At 37.4% G+C, this 19,969-nt stretch carries 16 protein-coding genes, 1 tRNA gene, 1 pseudogene and 2 riboswitches; of the genes and pseudogenes, 7 read left to right on the forward strand and 11 right to left on the reverse strand.

Annotation, left to right across the window (positions count from 1 at the left end; genetic code table 11):
• Positions 1-20: 20 nt before the first annotated feature.
• A complete protein-coding gene (gene cobJ, locus D1953_RS06110; protein ID WP_119116279.1) occupies positions 21-1,679 on the reverse strand; it encodes a precorrin-3B C(17)-methyltransferase in 1,659 nt (552 codons plus the stop codon).
• A 37-nt stretch (positions 1,680-1,716) separates the two neighbouring features.
• The gene (locus D1953_RS06115) at positions 1,717-2,082 is read right to left on the reverse strand and encodes a (2Fe-2S) ferredoxin domain-containing protein (protein ID WP_119116280.1); all 366 of its coding nucleotides are present in this window, start codon (positions 2,080-2,082) and stop codon (positions 1,717-1,719) included.
• A gap of 146 nt (positions 2,083-2,228) precedes the next feature.
• Positions 2,229-2,414, reverse strand: a riboswitch (cobalamin riboswitch).
• Positions 2,415-2,676: 262 nt separating this feature from the next.
• A riboswitch (cobalamin riboswitch) is annotated at positions 2,677-2,871 on the forward strand.
• 256 nt (positions 2,872-3,127) lie between these two features.
• Here D1953_RS06115 and D1953_RS06120 point away from each other — a divergent pair.
• Genes D1953_RS06120 through D1953_RS06135 form a run of 4 tightly spaced genes read left to right on the forward strand, consistent with a single transcriptional unit; the run spans position 3,128 to position 5,783 of the window.
• Positions 3,128-3,871 carry an energy-coupling factor ABC transporter permease gene (locus tag D1953_RS06120; protein ID WP_119116281.1) on the forward strand — a complete coding sequence of 248 codons (744 nt, stop codon included), beginning with the start codon at positions 3,128-3,130 and terminating at the stop codon, positions 3,869-3,871.
• Between the two features lies 1 nt (position 3,872).
• On the forward strand, positions 3,873-4,181 hold the full coding sequence (locus D1953_RS06125) for an energy-coupling factor ABC transporter substrate-binding protein (RefSeq protein ID WP_119116282.1): 309 nt from the start codon (positions 3,873-3,875) through the stop codon (positions 4,179-4,181).
• Positions 4,165-4,953: a cobalt ECF transporter T component CbiQ gene (gene cbiQ, locus D1953_RS06130; RefSeq protein WP_119116283.1), complete on the forward strand. Its 789-nt coding sequence runs from the start codon at positions 4,165-4,167 to the stop codon at positions 4,951-4,953. The genes D1953_RS06125 and cbiQ overlap by 17 nt, the downstream gene beginning before the upstream one ends.
• Positions 4,953-5,783: an energy-coupling factor ABC transporter ATP-binding protein gene (locus tag D1953_RS06135; protein WP_119116284.1), complete on the forward strand. Its 831-nt coding sequence runs from the start codon at positions 4,953-4,955 to the stop codon at positions 5,781-5,783. The genes cbiQ and D1953_RS06135 overlap by 1 nt, the downstream gene beginning before the upstream one ends.
• A gap of 72 nt (positions 5,784-5,855) precedes the next feature.
• On the opposite strand, the gene D1953_RS06140 is transcribed toward D1953_RS06135, so the two are convergent.
• Complete coding sequence (locus D1953_RS06140) at positions 5,856-6,035, reverse strand: hypothetical protein (RefSeq protein WP_119116285.1); 180 nt, start codon at positions 6,033-6,035, stop codon at positions 5,856-5,858.
• Between the two features lie 122 nt (positions 6,036-6,157).
• Between D1953_RS06140 and D1953_RS06145 the strand changes: the two genes are divergently transcribed.
• Positions 6,158-6,231 (forward strand) — tRNA-Arg (locus D1953_RS06145).
• Positions 6,232-6,670: 439 nt separating this feature from the next.
• On the opposite strand, the gene D1953_RS06150 is transcribed toward D1953_RS06145, so the two are convergent.
• The 6 genes from D1953_RS06150 to D1953_RS06175 all read right to left on the reverse strand — a co-directional run bounded on the left by D1953_RS06150 (position 6,671) and on the right by D1953_RS06175 (position 14,574).
• On the reverse strand, positions 6,671-8,173 hold the full coding sequence (locus D1953_RS06150; protein WP_119116286.1) for a 4-hydroxyphenylacetate 3-hydroxylase family protein: 1,503 nt from the start codon (positions 8,171-8,173) through the stop codon (positions 6,671-6,673).
• Positions 8,174-8,249: 76 nt separating this feature from the next.
• Complete coding sequence (locus D1953_RS06155) at positions 8,250-8,882, reverse strand: TetR/AcrR family transcriptional regulator (RefSeq protein WP_119116287.1); 633 nt, start codon at positions 8,880-8,882, stop codon at positions 8,250-8,252.
• Positions 8,883-9,467: 585 nt separating this feature from the next.
• The gene (locus D1953_RS06160) at positions 9,468-9,818 is read right to left on the reverse strand and encodes a DUF6568 family protein (RefSeq protein ID WP_119116288.1); all 351 of its coding nucleotides are present in this window, start codon (positions 9,816-9,818) and stop codon (positions 9,468-9,470) included.
• A 387-nt stretch (positions 9,819-10,205) separates the two neighbouring features.
• Positions 10,206-12,464, reverse strand: coding sequence for a bifunctional glutamate--cysteine ligase GshA/glutathione synthetase GshB (gene gshAB / locus D1953_RS06165; RefSeq protein ID WP_119116301.1), 2,259 nt, complete (start codon positions 12,462-12,464; stop codon positions 10,206-10,208).
• A 156-nt stretch (positions 12,465-12,620) separates the two neighbouring features.
• Positions 12,621-13,454 (reverse strand): S-formylglutathione hydrolase, encoded by an 834-nt coding sequence (gene fghA, locus D1953_RS06170; RefSeq protein ID WP_119116302.1) that lies wholly within the window; start codon positions 13,452-13,454, stop codon positions 12,621-12,623.
• 4 nt (positions 13,455-13,458) lie between these two features.
• Positions 13,459-14,574 carry an S-(hydroxymethyl)glutathione dehydrogenase/class III alcohol dehydrogenase gene (locus tag D1953_RS06175; RefSeq protein WP_119116289.1) on the reverse strand — a complete coding sequence of 372 codons (1,116 nt, stop codon included), beginning with the start codon at positions 14,572-14,574 and terminating at the stop codon, positions 13,459-13,461.
• A 123-nt stretch (positions 14,575-14,697) separates the two neighbouring features.
• Here D1953_RS06175 and D1953_RS06180 point away from each other — a divergent pair, with 123 nt between their 5' ends.
• On the forward strand, positions 14,698-15,060 hold the full coding sequence (locus D1953_RS06180; RefSeq protein ID WP_119116290.1) for a winged helix-turn-helix transcriptional regulator: 363 nt from the start codon (positions 14,698-14,700) through the stop codon (positions 15,058-15,060).
• Between the two features lie 155 nt (positions 15,061-15,215).
• Positions 15,216-15,962 (forward strand): annotated as a pseudogene (gene istB, locus D1953_RS06185) (IS21-like element helper ATPase IstB).
• Between the two features lie 152 nt (positions 15,963-16,114).
• On the opposite strand, the gene D1953_RS06190 reads toward istB, so the two are convergent.
• Complete coding sequence (locus D1953_RS06190) at positions 16,115-18,094, reverse strand: methyl-accepting chemotaxis protein (protein ID WP_119116291.1); 1,980 nt, start codon at positions 18,092-18,094, stop codon at positions 16,115-16,117.
• A 166-nt stretch (positions 18,095-18,260) separates the two neighbouring features.
• Positions 18,261-19,969, reverse strand: a 1,709-nt coding sequence (topB, locus tag D1953_RS06195) for a DNA topoisomerase III (RefSeq protein WP_119116292.1), incomplete at its 5' end; no start/stop codon positions are given.

A 19,969-nucleotide genomic window follows, 5' to 3' on the forward strand; every position in this document is an offset into this window, starting at 1 on the left:
TCACTATTTCCCCCTATTCATTAATCCTCACATGGTGCTGGCTCTATGTGAATCTTTGGTGCAATGTCTTGATATTGAAAACCTTGAATCTTTTTCGCACGCTTGAAGTATTTAAATAATCGTTCATTAGGATGTGCGTTCTGCTTGTACTCTTCCACAATATTTGTAATTAATTCAACAAGGCGATCTGGCTCAATTCCCTCCGCAACGGGTTGACCTGGATGAGCTGTTCGTCCAACTGGTTTGGCGCCTACAAATAAGTCAAATTTCCCTCTGCGGAAGACGATTCCGATATCATCCATGACCGCACTATAACAGGCCATCCCGCATCCATTAAACCCAATGTTTAATTCTTTCGGCATCTCCATTCCACCAAGTACACGCTGCAATTCATCCGCATAAGGAATTGGTTCTTCTTTTTCTCCATCACAAAAATCACACGCTTTTAACGTCACAACATCGCCAATTGGAGACAGTAAAAAGCCAACGGATTGCAGTTTCTCTGTAATTAAATCTGGTTCAGTCGTCGGGATTTTTAATACGATTTTATGATTCGGCGTATATTCCATCGTTCCTTTTTCACCAACAACTTGTGCTAGTGTCATCATTTGCTGCGGTGTAAATTGCTTATTCGCAACACCCGGGCTAACCGCTAGTTCAAATATGGATTCTATGTTTTGTTGAACGAACGATGAAGTTGTTGGCTTAACCACACTTTGACCAGATACTCTCGATAAAGCTTCCAACGCTACCTCGTAAGAAGTGCTCGTACTCTTCTTCTCAGGCGCTTTCGTCAGCAACCCAACAGCGGCTTCTCCGTAAGAGCCTTGCGTGAGTCCTGTTTCTTGATCCATCGCCCATGGCTCTGCTTCTTTTTTCAAGCGTTGATGCGGCTTTAACGGCTGCTTTTCTGAACCCAATGTATACTTTCTTTGATAGCCGCGAGGCGTAATGATTTTATTGTCATATAAGAATGTCGATGAATTCCCGATTACAACGGTTGTCAGCATTCCAATATCATGATTCAACATTTCAGCTAAATTCGTAATGGTAATCTCCTGACGCTCGCGATACGCACTTTTCACTAGCCCTACCGGCGTATCCGGCGAACGATATTTCAGTAAAATTCGCTGTGTTTCAACAATTTGTCTTGTTCGACGACCACTGCGTGGATTATAAAGCGCAATAACAAAATCAGCCTGTGCCGCTGCTTCAACTCGTTTCGCAATCAGCTCCCACGGTGTTAAGTGGTCACTCAAACTAATCGTACAAGAGTCATGCATAACAGGTGCCCCAAGTAATGATGCACAGGAATTAATCGCTGAAATCCCAGGAATAATTTCAATTTCAACACCTGTTGATTCTTTCCATCCCTTTTCAATCAAGACCTCATACACAAGGCCTGCCATTCCATAAACCCCTGCATCACCGCTTGAAATAACGGCTACTTTCTTGCCGTTTTCCGCTTGTTTTACCGCTTCTTGTGCACGCGATACTTCTTCTGTCATTCCTGTACTAATAATCGCTTGATCGGTTAATAAATCTTGAATCAATTCCACATATGTTTTGTAACCGATGATAAAATCACTTTCCTGAAGTGCTTCCACAGCTCGCGTTGTAATATGTTTAAAGTCCCCTGGACCAAATCCAACAACAAACAGTTTCCCTTTTTGTGCCATACAAAACATCCCCTTTCATACAATTTGCAACATCATTCTATTTTTTCTTTGAAACCCCTACGATAGCAGCAGCTGCTGGATTAGGTGACATTTCTCCGTTCACAAATTGATATACTTTGTGCGTTTCAAGGCTTGATTCATGCATATCCCTAACAATTTGGCGGCCAATTTCAGGGGAATCAACTCGATACCAATTACCCTCTGGATAAGCAATGACGATACAAGCATCTTTGCATCGTCCATTGCAACGAGTTCGTGTCGTATGAATCTCTTCATCCAATCCTAGTAAACTAATTTCATCACGAACGGCTTGTGTCACTTCTTCGCCACCTTTTCTCATACAACTACTTCCGTTACAGATCAGCAGATGAGACTTTGTACCTTTTAAATTCCAAGTTGTCATATGTTTCCTCCTATTAGGCAGAAGAGAATAAAAAAAACCTTAACTCTCTTGAGTTAAGGTTTTTAAAAAGCTAAAAAATAACATGCATTAGCATAAACATGCCGCTCCATATATTTGACAGCCTCTACCCTTCCCTCCGAAAAGTATTACTTTTTCGCTTAAAAGCAGGTTTCCTGGCTTACGCTTCTCTTTACTCTTGTCCCTTCCCAGTTTGCACCAGTGGTATTGACAATTTCATCAGCGTTACAGTAGCGGGGGCTGCATCGGATTCTCACCGATTTCCCTATTATCCCTAGCATGACACTTCGGGCACTTTTAAATTTATATTCAATTGTTTTATAACAATATTCTCTCAATTCATAAAACTGTATCTATCATATACCATCTTTTTAAAATTTTAAATAGATAATTACAACTTACATATAAATCTAACGTGTACAGGGAAAATAGTTCAGCAAAGATTTTCCGCTTTTTGTTCCATTTTTTCTAAAAAAATCAATATTTTTCTATATTTTGTTTTTGAAATAAAATCATTTAAAAAAATTTTTTATAGAAGAAGTGATTTTCTCATGGTACACTATGCTAGAAATCTTAAAATTTTATAAACTTTACGGTGCTAAATTTTAATATTTGGCTTAAAAGGGAAGTCGGTGTAAGTCCGGCGCGGTCCCGCCACTGTAATGGGGAGCATCATTACTTATGTAAGAACCACTGTCTACTCTAAGATGGGAAGGTTGTAATGATGTCGTGATCCAGAGCCAGGAGACCTGCCATAAAGGGTAAAACTGTTTCAACCTACGAGGATGGGGATACGGATATATAGCTAGTCAGTGTTTTTTAATCACAGTCCTGCTACTATTCAGTTATGCACTTCTTTCAAGGATGAAAGAAGTGCTTTTTGTTTTGTACATAATTTTACAAAGCTCAGACACACTCTCACGTTCTTCAGGGATAACAAATGAGGAGGTGATGGCAGCGGCAAAAAAGTACGTAAAACGCTGCCGATTGTTTTTCTAAAATAACAAAGATTAAAAAGGAGACATGTATGAAAACATTGAATTGGAAAGTTCTTTATTTTATCGCAGTATTGCTTTTCGTTCCTAATAAAGCCTCCGCTATGCATATTATGGAGGGATTCCTCCCTATTGAGTGGGCAATCTTCTGGTGGGCGGTTACCCTCCCATTTTTAATTCTTGGTTTCCGTTCTATTCGTAAAAGCATCAAAGAAAACCCTGAAACAAAAATGATGCTTGGTTTGTCAGGGGCTTTTGCCTTTGTTCTATCCGCACTGAAAATTCCATCCGTTACCGGAAGCTGTTCTCACCCTACTGGAGTTGGCTTAGGTACGGTGCTGTTTGGACCATTTGCAATGAGTATCGTCGGATCAATCGTCTTATTATTTCAAGCTTTATTACTTGCTCATGGAGGATTAACAACGCTTGGAGCGAACGCTTTTTCCATGGCTATTGTTGGACCGATTATCGCCTATCTTGTATATAAAGGTGCAACAAAAGCTGGCTGGTCTTTTTCCGTGGCTGTTTTCTTAGCAGCAGCACTTGGCGATTTAGGAACATACGTCATGACGTCTGTTCAACTTGCTTTAGCATTCCCTTCTGAAGTTGGCGGTTTCATGGCTTCTTTCACGAAATTCGCTGGAATCTTTGCGTTAACACAAATTCCATTAGCAATCAGCGAAGGGCTATTAACTGTTATTGTTATGAACTTCTTAAAAAAATATAACGTAAGCGAATTGAAAGCACTGCGCGTTCTAACGAAGGAGGCCCGTTAAGATGAAAAAAAATCTATTACTGCTCGGATTAGTAGTCATCCTAGCGATTTTCCCTCTGTTTATTCAAAAAGGAGCTGAGTTTGGTGGAGCTGATGGCGAAGCAGAAGAAGCCATCGGCGAAATCAATTCCAGCTATGAACCTTGGTTCTCTAACATCTGGGAGCCTCCAAGTGGGGAAATTGAAAGCTTGTTATTCGTTCTTCAAGCAGCAATTGGAGCTGGATTCATCGGCTACTTTATAGGGTATGCAAGAGGAAAACATAAATCAAAAAAAGAAGAAAGCCCATCTAAACATGTTGCTAATCGATAAATATGCCTATTTCAATCGTCTAAAGCATATTCACCCAGTAGAGAAGATGACATTCGCGCTATTTCTTCTCCTGTTTGCTTTAACTGTCAAAGACACGATTGTTTCACTCATCACCTTCGCTGTGATGAGTGCTTTTATCATTTTGGGAGCAAAAATTCCGCTTCGTTATTATATTAAATTGCTGCTTCTTCCAGGGTTCTTCCTTTTATCAGGAATATTAACAATTGTTATTTCCTTTGCTAGTATCAAAACAACAACACCTCATGTACTATGGTCTGTAGAATTTGGCTACTGGAAATTATTTATAACGGAAAATAATATTAAAATAGCAACAAAGCTCATTCTTGTTGTATTGAGCAGTATAAGCTGTTTATACTTTTTAACGTTAACAACACCCGTTAATGCGATTCTTCAAGTGCTGCGTAAACTGAAGGTACCGCAATTACTCATTGAAATAATAGAAATTACGTATCGCTTTATTTTTGTTTTTTTAGAAACGGCATTACACATTTATCAAGCCCAAAATTCTAGACTTGGCTATATGACAATGAAAAAATGGCTGCATTCGCTTGGGTTGTTAATTTCTTCTTTGTTTATTAACGTCTTTAAACGAGCGAAAGAGCTAACAATCGCAATGGATTCACGTGGATACACAGAGGACATTATGTATATAGACGACAACTATCAGTACTCAGCTGTAAATTGGATAATTATCACAATCATTATCGCTAGTATCGTGGCAGTCTATCTATTATTTGGAGGGACTTTATAATGGACGAGCTTTTTTTTAAAATCGACCAGCTCACCCATCGCTATGTCGATGGCACAACAGCGTTAAAAAACCTTTCTCTCTCCATTAAAAAAGGAAAGAAAATTGCTCTATTAGGGAACAACGGAGCCGGTAAATCAACCTTATTTCAACATTTAAACGGAATCTTACAGCCCACAACAGGTTCCATTTTATTTAAGGGAGAACAGGTGCGATATAATCGAAAGTTCTTGATGACATTAAGAAAGCAAGTAGGTATTGTCTTTCAGGACCCTGATTCACAGCTGTTTTCTGGCAATGTACGACAAGACATTTCATTTGGACCGATGAATTTAGACTGGTCACAGGAAAAAGTACACAAGCAAGTAGAATGGGCGATGGAACAGACAGAAGTGACCGCGCTACAAGATCGTCCCATTCATTTTTTAAGCTTAGGACAAAAAAAGCGTGTCGCTATTGCCGGGGTATTGGCGATGAATCCGGAAGTTTTCATTTTAGATGAACCTTCCGCAGGCTTAGATGCCTATTATTCAAAGCAAATCATGCACATTCTCCGCGATATTCATCAAGGGGATAAAACGATTATTCTTTCCACTCATGATGTTCACTTTGCTTATGAATGGGCAGATGAAATCATCGTCATGAGCGATGGTGAAATTTTGTATCACGGTGACCCTGTAACTGTTTTTTATAACGAAGCATTACTGAATCAAGCTCATTTAGAAAAACCGTGGGTATTTGAAACGGCACAACAATTGCTGGAAAAGCAACTTCTTCGGGATGAAGGACCGATGCCCCGCAGCAAAGAAGAATTGTTCCAGTTACTGAAATGAAGGGGCTGTTTTAACAGTCTCTTTTTCTTTGGAATGAAGAATCTTCTTACATAGAGAAGAAACCTTACCTATCTACCAAATCCATTTAATCAAGCCTCGGATTCCCCACCACACTAGTCGGAACGGCCACAAAAGCAATTCTGGAACAGAAAATAACACTTCCATTAAAATATCCCACCAAGAGCTTTCGTTCGATTTCTTTTTAGCTGCTCGCTTCCGCTTATGTTTTTCCTTTCTCTCTCGAAATGTCACTTCAATCATCCTATTCGATATCTAATTTCCATTATTATAATCCATATTCACAATCCAAGCCGTTGTTTTATTGATAATTTTTCAACTTAGCAATATAATAAATTACGTTAACCACTTCATATGTCCCAGTAGCTCAGCAGGATAGAGCGACAGCCTCCTAAGCTGTAGGTCGTAGGTTCGATTCCTATCTGGGACGCTTATACAACAGAAACCCCTTAATTAATTAAATTAATTAAGGGGTTTCTGTTGTATATAAAAATCATGATAAATGGATAACAGGCATATTGCCGAGAACTTGCTGAAAATATAAAAAGGGATGCTTCAACTAAAAAGGGAGTACGTTTTGATGTGCAAAAAAATCGTAAATATTAGGTCAATTCACGCAAGAAATAGTATTCTAATTGAAACTAAATAAAGAACTAGAAATTTACGACATTCTCTATCATTTGTTGTTTAACTTAAGTCCCATTAGTTGAGGATGAACCATCCTTATTAGTTTAGTTACCTAAAATAAGTATTAAACAAGCGTAAGTTAACCATTATTTACATACACAAGTTTCCCCTGCACATCAACCCGCACAATACTGTCTGTTTTTCCCCTTTGTATGTCAATGCCTCTCAATTACGATTTCTGACTAACATTCCTGTTCACAGAGCTCGTCATTGACACATGTTACACAATCCTTACACGTTCCTTCTAATTTCGCAAAACACTTCAGCTTATGAAGGATATGCTCTTTTTGACTTTCAAAATCATAATTACGAACGGTTGACATACGCATAGCCTCTGGTGAACCACCGCCATGAAGACTTATGACAGAATAGAAGCCACCTTCTTTAGACGCCGTTAAATCCTCAATAAAGCGTGCCATTTGGATACGTTCATTTCCTGTAACACCGTGCTTACCGCCTAAGTAACGGTTAATTAAATCTCCCGACTCTGGTAACGCCATATCCTCTGCTGTTGGTGCTGTTACTACGATTCCACCACTAATCTCATGTGCGATTCTGAAAATATCATAAACTTGCTCAGCTAGCATCCATTTACCGATATTGGATTGAACTGAGTCAGGTACATAATTTCCCGCCATCGTTTTATGACCATAAACAGCTGCGGCTACCCCTGTTGCATAAAATCCTTCTGTAATGCGAATGAGTTCTCCCATGCTTCTACGAATGTGACTGACTTCATTATGAGGAGCACCGTTATACTCTGACATTAAGGCAGAGGCACCAATAATCATATCTCCAAGCCCGGCGCGAGCTCCAATACAGGATTGACGATGGTGATTTGCAAAGGCTTCCGCTAATTTACCTGTGTATTCCCATTCACCACATAAGAAAACTTTATCCCATGGAATGAATACATCATTAAATATAATAAGTGCGGTTGATTGACCGTAATTTGAGCTAAAAGGCGCTTCTGCGTCATCCGGTCTTCCTGCTGGTTTAGCAATCATTCGAAGACCTGGCGCATCAACAGGTACGGCAAAAGATACGGCATAATCTACATCTTCTTTTTTCATAGCACGGGTTGGAAGCACGATAAATTCATGCATATATGGCGCTCCTGTGATGTTCGCTTTTGCCCCGCGCACCACAATACCTTTATGATTTTTTTCAACAACACGTACATATAAATCCGGATTCTCTTGTTCGTGAGGTCGTTTGCTACGGTCTCCTTTTGGATCTGTAACAGCCGTTCCACAGGTTAAATCATATTTTTGAACATGGTGGAGATAACCTTTTAATACAGAAAAATAATCTGTTTTCTTTTCAGCATCCATCATCGCTGTAATTTCAGCTAAAGCACCTAGGGCGTCATGCATAAGATAACGCTGCCCACACCCTGTCCATTTACAGATTAATCGTGTCGCTTCAAGCTTTTTTAATAAATCGTCTGTACTGAAATCGAGTGCATTCATACGGTTAATCTTCGTACCATCTGGTAACGTTGCAAGCATGATATCTTTGTGTTTATCTATATGAGCTAGTTCATATGTTACGGCTACTGCGTTAATTCCTGGTTTAAATAATGGCTCATCCGCTACACTTGTCACCTTTTTCCCCTTCACCTGTATATCAGGATTATACTCTCTTAAACTCTCAACATACTCCATTCCATTCATTAGTTTCATAATTTAAAATTCCCCTCTCGATTTTATTAAAAATAAAACTGACTAGTTGGTCGTTTTTTGTGTATAAAAGAACTCTTTATGTTAAAAGAGTTTCTAATAGTTCACTTCTGGTCGCTATATATTTTTCTATGGTGAACTTGTTTGTTAATGACCATCTTCTGAATGCCCACATTTGTGATTGAACGAGAATATCATCTGCTATTAGAAATACTGATTCCTGTGAAATCTTAAAAACGCCTGAATCGATTCCCCTTTGAATTTGTTTCTCAAGATGATTGCGCAGCCTTTGCTCCCTTTGAAGGAACGACCTTCTTGCCTCTTTATCTAAAGATGCTGTTTCCTGATACATTAAGACAACATAATCCGAAACTTGATCGACAATCTCAAATAGAGCAGTCATATCTTTCTTAATCGCTTCTAGCGGAGTAGAGTTCTCTGAAGTAGCAGCATATAAAGCTTTTTCAATCAATGAATGAATATGGCAGCACACAAGATACAAAATATCTTGTTTGGTTTTTACATATTGAAACATCGTCCCAACATTCATTCCTGCTGCTTCTGCTATTTCCTTTGTCGTTGTTGCATGATAGCCTTTTTCTGAAAAAATCTTTACAGCTGCATCGATAATTTCAGCTCTTCTCTTCTCAACTCGTTTCGGATTTTTTACTGAAGTTGCTACGATGTATTCCTCTGTCTGTGTTTCGCTCATTTTATTCCCTCTTTGCTGTGAATTGGAGCCTTTCAGCCAAACTAACTGATTAGTCAGTTTTTTAAATTATATATACCTTTTCTATTTTTTGTCAATACATTTACAGAAAAACTAGATTATTAAATGAAATATACTATCCTATCTTGGGTAATGCAACACTTTTCTGTAGTCTCAACTTTTCCTACAAGACCTCCAAAAGACTAAAACATTGGTGAATTTGATATTTCAAATAAAGCATAGCCAATGCCTATTAAAAAATGATAATACTACTAATAATTATTTTTTCTTCTTCATAAATCCCTCAGGCTATTTATACTTTCAAATAAAAAATAACGTAATTTGTTGTTTTATTATCCTTACTTTACTAAATAGAAAAAGAGGGACAAGAAAAGACTAAAATATAGAAGTCTAAAGCATTTTACGGGAAAATATTAGGGACTTTTACACTTAATACCCGGTTAAAGTATCGAAATTACCCTTTTAACAGAATTTATAAACAGTTTCTACATACCGGAATCTGAAAATCAACAGTGCCTCCTAAGCTGATAGCGACAAGTGCCAGACACTTGTCGCTTTGCAATTGAATTATTTATTCATAAAAGCTTTGATTTCTTCTTCTGTCATGGATGAATCGCATTTCACGTTTACTGTGTCACCATTAGTAAAGATGAAACCAGGAACCGTTGGAATGTCGTATTCATTACGGAAGGCCGTAATACCTTCCATATCAGATTTTTCCACACTATTGACATAATAGATATGAGTATCAGTTTCTTCAGCAACTTTTTTTAGTTTTTTAATGAATTTTTGACAATAAGGACATACAGCCTTACCAATATAGATAACAGCTTCGCCTTCCCCTTTTACCAATTTTTGTGCTTTTTCGGAATCAATTTTATCAAAACTAGCTACATTTTCTTCATAAGTAGCAATCATCGCTCAATCTCCTTTCTCTAATGTCATTATTATACAACAATGTGTAAATGCTCAAATAAATTATGCTTACATGTTTGAATGTCGAACCTTATCAAAAATTGATGTAAAACACAAAAATTAATCTCAATCAAAATATTAAGAGACTGAAACGTAAAAATATAAATTCTTTCTAAAAGAATCGCTTATTGTGAAGTAATATATATTTAAACGATTTCATTGTTATATTTTTAAGTGTCAGAAAGTATGATACACAGTATTTAAACAATATTATTTTAACCCCGACCTTACTCAGAACGGGGTTATGCATATTTGAGATTTGAACATTAAATAACTTTATTGTTACTCAACAGCTTAACATTGTAAATCCACATTTTGCTAGTGGTCCCCCTAATTTGACTGACTTTGCAATAGTTCAGGGAATAAATAATGTATGATATGCATAGTTAAACGTCGAGACTCTCCTTTATATGGATAGATATGCATATACATGGATGGATTAAAGTTCGCTTCAATAATTCCGTAAGCATTTTTATTAGCAGCAGGAACTTCGGTATTTTCAATAATCAAATCGATACCACAAATTTTAACTCCAAGTGCGGATACCGCATCCACTGCTATTTTTTTATAATCATCAGGAATTTGATCTGTCACATCAATCGAGTCTCCACCTGTACTAATATTAGAGTTTTCACGCAAATAGATGATTTCATCATTCTCTGGAATTGAATCCGTTCGATATCCTTGAGCTTTAAGCATAAGATTCTCCAATTCACCTAATTGTATACTTTCTAAAGGTGTCCTATGGTCTCTTCCTCTTAACGGGTCACGATTCTTTTGCATGACTAACTCTTCGATTGTATGTTTACCATCACCTTTAACATTCGCAGGAACTCTTAATAAAACAGCATAAACTCGATCATTTAATACAAAAAATCGGTATTCTGTTCCATTAAGAAATTCTTCTACTAATATAGAAGGGGCTTCTTTAAATGCTAGTGTAATGGCTTTTTGATAATCTTCGTAATTGGCGCCTTCTTTGAAGATCGATATTCCTAATCCATAGTTTGTTGTTTTCGGCTTCACAACAAAAGGTTTGGTGGAAAAGAGATCATAGGAACGTAAAGCCTGTTCAATCGTCTGAAATTCCTCACCTTTTGGCACACGGAATCCATGTTGCTGAAGAATTTTCTTTGTTACTGTTTTATTTTCCATAATTAAAGTGGATACATAATTATCTTTACTTGTCATATTCCCATTTTTCACATATTCAACATGATCTTTTAATTTCAGCTTCAAAAATTGATCTTGTCGATCCAAGATTTCTACTTGGATTCCTTGTTGAATCGCATCAAACATTAAAATCTGAGTGGACAACTCCATGTCCGTAAATCCTGCTAATTGATATGGCTTATCCCATGATTTTTTATAATTTTCTTTAGCAATCGACGTAGCCAATTGACCTTGACTGCTTTTTTCACTTTCTTTATATAGTCTTCCAGCTAAAGTCTTGCTTGGGTCCATTAGCATTTCTCTCAGATGAACAAATAACGTATCTGAAATCGTCAAATTTAAAATTGCTGCTAACTGTTCCATCTCATCAATCATATTTTCAGCTTCTATTTCAAATTGTGTAGGCTCTAATGGATGCTCAAGAGCCACGATATCATTGTAAAAGTTGCCCATTTTTACCCACTCATCACAATTTTCCCCTTCATCTTTCCATAGTAAATAAAGTAAGAAAAGATGGAGAAATTCTGCTTGTTCATAGCTAATTCCATAATTTTCAAAAGGATTTAAATCTATATTTCGCAATTCAATATAACTAATACCGTGATCCTCTAGATCTGAAACATGATGTCCACCTCTTAAACGGACAGGTGAATAAAATTCTCTTTCTGCTGATAGAAGCCCTCTTTTAACCATCAAAGAAAGATCTGATACATAATTCTGTATGCTGCTATATGACACTTGAACATCATCCGAATTCGTATAACCATATTTACTGCTTCTAATGCTTCTTACTGCCTCATTCAACGAATCTTCTTCAAAAAAATTCTTTTCACTACTAGGAGAAGCTCCATAAAAATAAGTGACGAACCATCGATAGTGTAAATAGTTTCTTGTGGCTTTTAGATAAATCTCTGTTTTAAAATGCTGATAATCTTTAATCTCCGATTGTGCGTTAAATAACGCTTGAATGAACTCATCGCCAAATTCAAAGTTAAAATGAACACCACAAAGCATTTGTTTACGACGGCCATAAGAATTCGATAAAGATTGACGATATCGAACATTTTCAGCACTTTTCAATTTCGCAATCACAATATCTTCGTCTTTTTCTGGTAACTGTGGCGGCATGCTTAATGGCCAAAGCATTTCATTCTCACCCATAGAACGATAAGCAACATCATGGATCGCTGCTAAGTAATCAAACAGTTCCTCTAATGTCTCAGTAACAGGTGTGATTATTTCCATCTGTAATTCTGAAAAATCCCGCTGAATATACGGATGATCATCTCGCAGCGAAATACTTTTAGGATGATCTGTTTTAGCTAAATTTCCTGATAAGTCAACTCGTTTACTTTCTTTTTCAATCCCATAACGGGCTTTTAATAAGTATCGTTTAACACGGTCATTGACTAACATTTTTTTAAAATCCGTTTTAACGATAACCCCCAATTAGCTCACCCCTTCTTCAAACCATTTCTTATTTTTAGATAATAAACTTTAAAATACAACAACATGCAGTTACCAAAAATATCCACATTCAATTACAATGTGGATATTTTTCGTACAAAAGAATTATCTTAAGTACTCCATATGAAAAGCGAAATGTTCCTCTAAGAAAGTAGCAATAAAGAAATAGCTGTGATCATATCCTTCAACCTTATTGTAGTTAACTACTCCATTATTTTCCTGAGCATTCTTTAAAAAATAAGTTTCATCTAATTGTTTTGGATAAAAATCATCTTGAGTTCCTTGCGTAATGAGAATAGGTGGAAGACATGCTTCTTTGACCAGTTCTGAAGCATCCCATTCTTTCCAAGAAGCTTTATCTTCACCTAAATAAGTTGAGAAAGCTTTTATTCCCCATGGGACTTGACTCGGACTTGAAATAGGAGAAAAGGCAGAAATCGCTTTGAATCTGGCAGTATTTTTCATACCAATCACTAAAGCACCATGACCTCCCATGGAGTGACCCATTATACTTTCTGCTCCTGAAAAATGAGGTACTAAAGTGGACGCAATGGCTGTTAATTCATCTACTATATACGTATACATGTTATAGTGCTTTGCCCATGGATCTTGTGTGGCATTTAAATAAAAACCTGCACCTTGTCCAAGATCCCACGCTTCATCATCAGCAACATTTTCTCCACGTGGTGAAGTATCTGGAATTATGACTGCCACTTGATATTTTTCAGCCAATCTCTGAAATCCGCTTTTTTGACTAAAATTATCATCTGTGCAAGTTAAACCAGATAGCCACCAAATAAGAGGGATCTTTTTCATTTCTTTATTTGACGGCAAGTAGATACTAAATGTCATATCACAATGTAAGACTTCTGAATAATGGCTGTACTTACATTGTTCTCCACCGAAAGAGCGATGTTTTTCAATAAGTTTAAGACTCACTTTTTCACTCTCCATATGTTAAAATCGTACGGATTGACTCTCCCTTATGAAGCAAATCAAATGCCTCATTGATGTCTTTAAAGTTTAAGTGGTGTGTGATAAACGAATCTAAATCGATTTCACCATTCATATAATCTTCAACCATTCCTGGCAACTGGGTTCTTCCTTTAACTCCTCCAAAGGCTGATCCACGCCATACCCGACCCGTTACTAATTGGAATGGACGAGTATGAATCTCTTTACCTGCGCCTGCTACACCGATAATAGTACTTTCACCCCAACCTTTATGACAACATTCAAGAGCAGACTTCATTACTTCAACATTTCCAATACACTCGAAGCTATAATCTACTCCTCCATCCGTCATTTCAATGATGACTTCTTGAATTGGTTTATCAAATTTAGAAGGATTTACAAAATCAGTTGCTCCCATTTTTTTAGCTAATTCAAACTTATCCTCATTTAAATCTACAGCAATAATTCGGCTTGCTTTTGCTTGAACCAATCCTTGAATAACAGCTAATCCAATAGCTCCAAGACCAAATACGGCTGTTACAGCCCCTTCTTCCACTTTTGCTGTGTTGTGTACAGCCCCAATCCCTGTAGTAACACCGCATCCAAATAGACAAACTTTATCAAGTGGCGCTTCTGGGTCAATTTTTGCCAAAGAGATTTCAGGAACGACTGTATATTCACTAAATGTACTTGTTCCCATGTAATGATAAATAGGCTCTCCATTATAAGAGAAGCGAGTTGTTCCATCAGGCATTAAACCTTTTCCTTGAGTTTCTCGTACGGCACTACATAAGTTTGTTTTACCAGAACGACAGAATTTACATTCTCCACATTCAGCCGTGTACAGCGGAATAACATGGTCCCCTGGTTTTACTGAAGTCACTTCATCCCCTACAGCAACGACAACACCAGCACCTTCATGACCTAGTACAGCAGGAAATACGCCTTCCGGATCATCGCCTGATAATGTAAAAGCATCTGTATGACAGACTGATGTATACAGTATTTTTACTAATACCTCTTTTGCCTTTGGTTCTTCTACATCTATCTCTACAATTTTAAGTGGTTCTCCTGGTTTAAATGCAACAGCAGCTTTACTTTTCAAATGAATCCCTTCTTTCTTTTGTTTTCTAATTTACTTTTCCATAATTACATATTATAATTCATTGAACAATACTGACGTTTTTGTCACTATAAACAAAATATCAATAGAAAGTTGTGGTAATATATGGTAATTCATCATAAAGAAAAAACTTTTTTCACTAGCAAAGATTTGGCTTTATCAGTTATAGGTGGACGCTGGAAAATAGCGATTATATGGTGTTTACTCCAACAGTCTCCATTAAGGTTAAGTGAAATACAAAAATACCTTCCCGATGTCAATCAACGTATGTTAATTAGACAATTAAGGGAATTAGAAGAAGATAAAATAATTACTAGAGTTGTATACCCGGTTGTACCTCCTAAAGTGGAGTATCAACTAAGTGAAATTGGTTTACTCCTAGAACCCGTTGTAACTTCCATTTGTGATTGGGGAGATAATTTTAGAGAATTTTTGAAAGAAAATGCTGATAAAACATCAGTTGAATAACAAACTGCACAAGCGATTCTGAATTTGAAGAAGTCAAGCACCAATTCTGTAATGAATACCAAAAAGAATACGGTTGTGCCAACCTCTAACATGAAACTTAAGGTAACGACGCGCTCTCTTAGTACGTATACAAGTATTTTAGGAGGACGTACCCAATGAATAAAACCGTTAAAGAGTTACAAGAACACTTCCGTCAACTACGATTAGCTGAAACGGCAGAGGAGCTTCCGCAGCTCCTTCGCGAAGCTGAAAAAACATCCTGGACTTATTTAGAGTTTTTAGAAGCAATCACAACATTTGAACTAAATAAACGAGAGGCTAAAAGTATTGAGAGACGGATGAAATGGGCTCGTTTCCCTTTTATCAAAAAACTTCAAGATTTTAATATAGAAGAACAAACAGCCCTAACAGAACGACAATTAACGTAGCTTCTAGAATTCAGCTGGTTAGAAAAGCAATATAATTTAATATTTTTAGGACCACCTGGTGTAGGAAAAACATTTCTAGCTGTAGGGCTAGGCATAGAGGCAATTCAAAGAGGGTTTCAAGTGTATTTCATAACGATGGGAGAACTAATTCAGCTATTGAAAACACAAGAATTTGCGCATAAGTCACAGGTACAGATAAAACGATTACAGGCTTCTGATTTAGTGATCATCGATGATTTGATGTACATGGCGATGGATCAACGCGAAGCAAATCTATTCTTTCAGCTGATTAATCACCTATATGAACGAAGTTCAATTATATTAACCTCGAATAAGAGTCCTGAGCAATGGAGTGAATTGATGGGCGATGAAAGGATAACAACGGCTATTCTAGATCGTCTGTTACATCGAGTAGAAATTGTTCATATGAACGGTGATAGCTATCGAATGAAAAATAGACAGCATGTATTTTAAGCAAAAGTGTTCATTTCAAACGAGCAAAAACTGTTATTTTCGCTTGACGGTTACATCTGGGACGCTAAAAAACAGCCCAAACCTTTCATTCATAAGGTTTGGGCTGTTTTAATCTTTGGTTTCCATATAAACATATGTCTCACAAAGATTATTTATATCTTGAATTTTCTAATTTCATTATAAAGATGATGGGACATGTCCTCTAAATCACTTGCTAAGTGATTTAATTGCTCCATTGAAGCCGCTGTTTGTTCAATTGACGCAGATACTTCTTCTGTACCCGCCGCTGTTTCTTGACTAATGGAAATTAATTGTTCGGAGTTTTCCATTGTCTTTTCTAATTGAACAATCATATCTCGTAAAGAACTGGTCATATGCGTGAATTTACTAAATGTTTCTTGAATCATCGTTGCAATCGAATAAAAGGCTTCTTCTGTTTCAATTACTGCTTTTCCTTGATGTTGAATTTGTGTATTTGTTAAACCAATTAAATGTACAGTATGAGATGTATCAGCCTGCATGGTACTAATAATATTTGTAACTTCTTTTGTCGACTGATCAGTCTGCTCTGCTAATTTTCTCACTTCATCGGCTACAACAGCAAAGCCTCTGCCATGCTCCCCTGCCCGAGCAGCTTCAATGGCTGCATTTAAGGCCAATAAATTCGTCTGACTAGCAATATTCGTAATTGTATTAATAATTTTGCTAATTTCATGAGAACGAGCATCCAATGAATGAACAGCTTGGCTCATCGTATCGGCATTTTTTGTTGTTTCCTCAAACTGCTGCTTCATTTCAAGTACCGTCTGTCTTCCACTTTCCGACACTTCGATCATCATTTTTGAATCAACGGCTACCTTCTGTGCATATTGATCAATTGATGTAATATGCCGTGTAACACGTTGAATAGCCCCTTCATTCACCTGAATAATCTCCGTTTGATTCGTTGCTCCTGAAGCAATTTCCTCCATTGTTACCGCTACTTCATTAGAAGCTGCGCTAGTTTCCTCTGCACTTGTGGCAAGAGCCTTTGAAGAATGAGCGACTTGATCAGATATTTGTTCTACTCTAGTAAGTGCCTGATGCACGGATTCACTCATTGTATTTACGCTTCGGGCCAAGTCCCCTACTTCATCGGAGCGTTGTACATCTACTTTAACGGTAAAATCTCCTTCTGCCATTTTTCTTACTGTATTTCTAAGCTGCTTAATGGGCCGCGTAATAAAGCGACTAGCTAGACTAGCAAGCGCAATAGCTACTAAAATAATTATGCCCAGTACAAGTAAGTTTGGTATAAGAATGACATTGGCACGTCCAACAATCTCGCTTTTATCTACTAGTCCAACAATCTTCCATCCCGTTGTTTCATTTGTCACATAACCAATTAACTTCTCTTCATCATAATAGTTTCCAATGAACGACCCTTCTTTTTCACCCATCGCTGCATACAGTGAATCTTTTGAAAAATCCTCTGTCACTTTAGCTGCATCAGGGTGGGCCATATAATATCCATTTTGATCAAGTAAAAAGGCAAATCCTGATTCACCTAATTTTGTTTCGTTAATCATTTCCGTTAAAGTCGCCAGTGTGATATCAATCCCTACAACCCCTGCATCATCCACACTTTTGGCTAATGTGACTATCATATCTCCCGTACGTGCATCCTTATAAGGCTCTGTCCAGACCAACTGATTTGGATTTTTCTGTGCTAATTGATACCACGTTCTTGTACGTACATCAAAATCAGCCCCTAAATCTGCCTTAGGATAGATGAGTACCTTGCCAGATTGTTCAATACCAAAGTATGAGCTACCGATTGCATGATTGTGCTCTGTTGTTTGTTCTAATTCTTTCAATATAATAGAACGTTTTTTTGAAATATCATCTAACTCATCTTTCGCAGCAAGTCGATTAACTGTTGATTCCATATGCTCAAAAAAGAGTCCAAAGGAAGTATTTAATGCATGAACTTGTTCCGCCGTAGCCCTTGTTTGTTCACTTGTCGCTACTTTAATGACATTTCGATAGCTAAAAAAGGAAATAAGAACACAGCTAATTACTAGCAAACTTAGAAATGGAACAAGTATTTGGCGCCGAACGGACACAGTAAACCATTTATTCAAAAATTTCATTATGTACAGTCCCACCTTGATGTTAGTTATTACAAAAGTATTCTAAAAAAATACTACATGCGAATCATTATAACATTAAATGACCTTCAATCATGGGAAATTACATCAAAAAAGTAGGTCGTTTGCACTAAAAAAAGATGAAGCTACACGCTCCACCTTTTTCTATCTATTCGTCAAATTTTAACTTTGCTAACGCATCCGCCAAGGCTGTGTTTAGCGGTTCCTCTTTATTTTGTTTCTTCATATAATTCGATACTTCACGTTTAGATACTTTTTGATTTTTATTTTGTCCTTTTCGTTTTTGATAGGACGATAACTTCTCGTGAAAGCCGCATTTACAAGTAAACGTCTGGGCTTCACCTTGCCCCCGCATTTCCATTTTTTTATGACATTGTGGGCAGCGTGCGTTGGTTACACGTGAAACCCCTTTGCGATATCCACACTCGCGGTCTTGGCAGACAAGCATTTTCCCTTTCTTTCCGTTGACCTCAAGTAACAGCTTTCCACACTCTGGACATTTGCTGCCGGTTACATTATCATGCTTGAATTTTTTGTCACTTCCTTTAATCTCACCAACAATTTCTTTCGCATATGTTCTCATTTCGCTAATAAACGCCTGTTTTGGCAGCTTCCCTTTAGCGATTGCCGTCAATTTTTGTTCCCATTGAGCGGTAAGTGCCGGCGAACGCAATTCCTCAGGTGCTAATTCGAGCAATTGCTTCCCTTTTGATGTCACATGAAGACCTTTTCCTCTTTTTTCAATTAAGAAGCTTTTAAATAACTTTTCGATGATATCTGCACGGGTAGCAACCGTTCCAATCCCGCCTGTTTCACCAAGTGTTTTAATTAAATCCTTACTTTCACCTGCCATGAAACGTGCTGGATTTTCCATCGCTGATAGCAATGTTCCTTCATTAAATGGTTCTGGTGGTTTCGTTACACCTTCTGTTTGTTTCACAGAAGTAATCGTTAGCTTAGCCCCTTGCTGCAGCGCAGGCAGCAACTGTTCAGCTACATCATCCTTCGTTTCTTCATCATCAAATTGATGATCATATACTTCTTTCCAACCAGATTTCAACACAACTTTTCCTTTTGCGACAAAGATTTCATCCGCTATTTTTGCTTTAATTGTCGTTTGCTCATATTCAAAAGGAGGGAGAAGAACAGCTAAAAATCGTTTCACCACAAGATCATAAATTTTTGATTCTTTATCACTTAATTTTCCCGGAAGCGGTGTCTGCTCTGTTGGAATAATCGCATGATGATCTGAAACCTTACTATCGTCAACAAATGATTTATTCACTTTAATTGGCTGGCGCAAAATTTTTGCTGCGACTGGAGCATAAGGCTTAATGCTCACCGCTTGCAGTCTTTCTTTTAACGTATCCACAATATCAGATGATAAGAAACGTGAATCAGTTCGCGGATATGTTAATACTTTATGACTTTCATATAAACGCTGCATAATCGATAATGTTTCTTTTGCTGAATAACCAAATTTCTTATTCGCTTCTCTTTGCAGTTCTGTTAAATCATAGATCTGCGGGGCAAAGTTCTTTTTATGCGTTTTTTTCACTTCGACAACTTCTGCCTGTTCGTTTCGCAAACGTGCGACAAGTTGATTCGCCTTTTCTCGGTCAAATGTACGGAAATCATTCGTTTTAGCATCTTGCCAAACTAGTTTTAACTTAGGCTCTGCCATTGCTGTAATTCCATAATACGGTTTCGGCTCAAACTTCTTAATTTCCTCTTCTCGCGCAGCAATCATTGCAAGCGTTGGCGTTTGTACACGGCCGCATGATAATTGAGCATTATGCTTTGTCGTTAATGCACGTGTAGCATATAGCGATAGGTAAGTCTTTGAAGCTATCTCTA

Source organism: Peribacillus asahii (assembly GCF_003570725.1).
Lineage (GTDB): Bacteria > Bacillota > Bacilli > Bacillales > DSM-1321 > Peribacillus > Peribacillus asahii.

Excerpts from the sequence above, each read along its gene's own strand:
- cobJ (WP_119116279.1), bottom strand. The coding sequence starts at position 1,679 with ATGGCACAAAAAGGGAAACTGTTTGTTGTTGGATTTGGTCCAGGGGAC.
- D1953_RS06115 (WP_119116280.1), bottom strand. The coding sequence starts at position 2,082 with ATGACAACTTGGAATTTAAAAGGTACAAAGTCTCATCTGCTGATCTGT.
- D1953_RS06120 (WP_119116281.1), top strand. The coding sequence starts at position 3,128 with ATGAAAACATTGAATTGGAAAGTTCTTTATTTTATCGCAGTATTGCTT.
- D1953_RS06125 (WP_119116282.1), top strand. The coding sequence starts at position 3,873 with ATGAAAAAAAATCTATTACTGCTCGGATTAGTAGTCATCCTAGCGATT.
- cbiQ (WP_119116283.1), top strand. The coding sequence starts at position 4,165 with ATGTTGCTAATCGATAAATATGCCTATTTCAATCGTCTAAAGCATATT.
- D1953_RS06135 (WP_119116284.1), top strand. The coding sequence starts at position 4,953 with ATGGACGAGCTTTTTTTTAAAATCGACCAGCTCACCCATCGCTATGTC.
- D1953_RS06150 (WP_119116286.1), bottom strand. The coding sequence starts at position 8,173 with ATGAAACTAATGAATGGAATGGAGTATGTTGAGAGTTTAAGAGAGTAT.
- D1953_RS06155 (WP_119116287.1), bottom strand. The coding sequence starts at position 8,882 with ATGAGCGAAACACAGACAGAGGAATACATCGTAGCAACTTCAGTAAAA.
- D1953_RS06160 (WP_119116288.1), bottom strand. The coding sequence starts at position 9,818 with ATGATTGCTACTTATGAAGAAAATGTAGCTAGTTTTGATAAAATTGAT.
- gshAB (WP_119116301.1), bottom strand. The coding sequence starts at position 12,464 with ATGTTAGTCAATGACCGTGTTAAACGATACTTATTAAAAGCCCGTTAT.
- D1953_RS06180 (WP_119116290.1), top strand. The coding sequence starts at position 14,698 with ATGGTAATTCATCATAAAGAAAAAACTTTTTTCACTAGCAAAGATTTG.
- D1953_RS06190 (WP_119116291.1), bottom strand. The coding sequence starts at position 18,094 with ATGAAATTTTTGAATAAATGGTTTACTGTGTCCGTTCGGCGCCAAATA.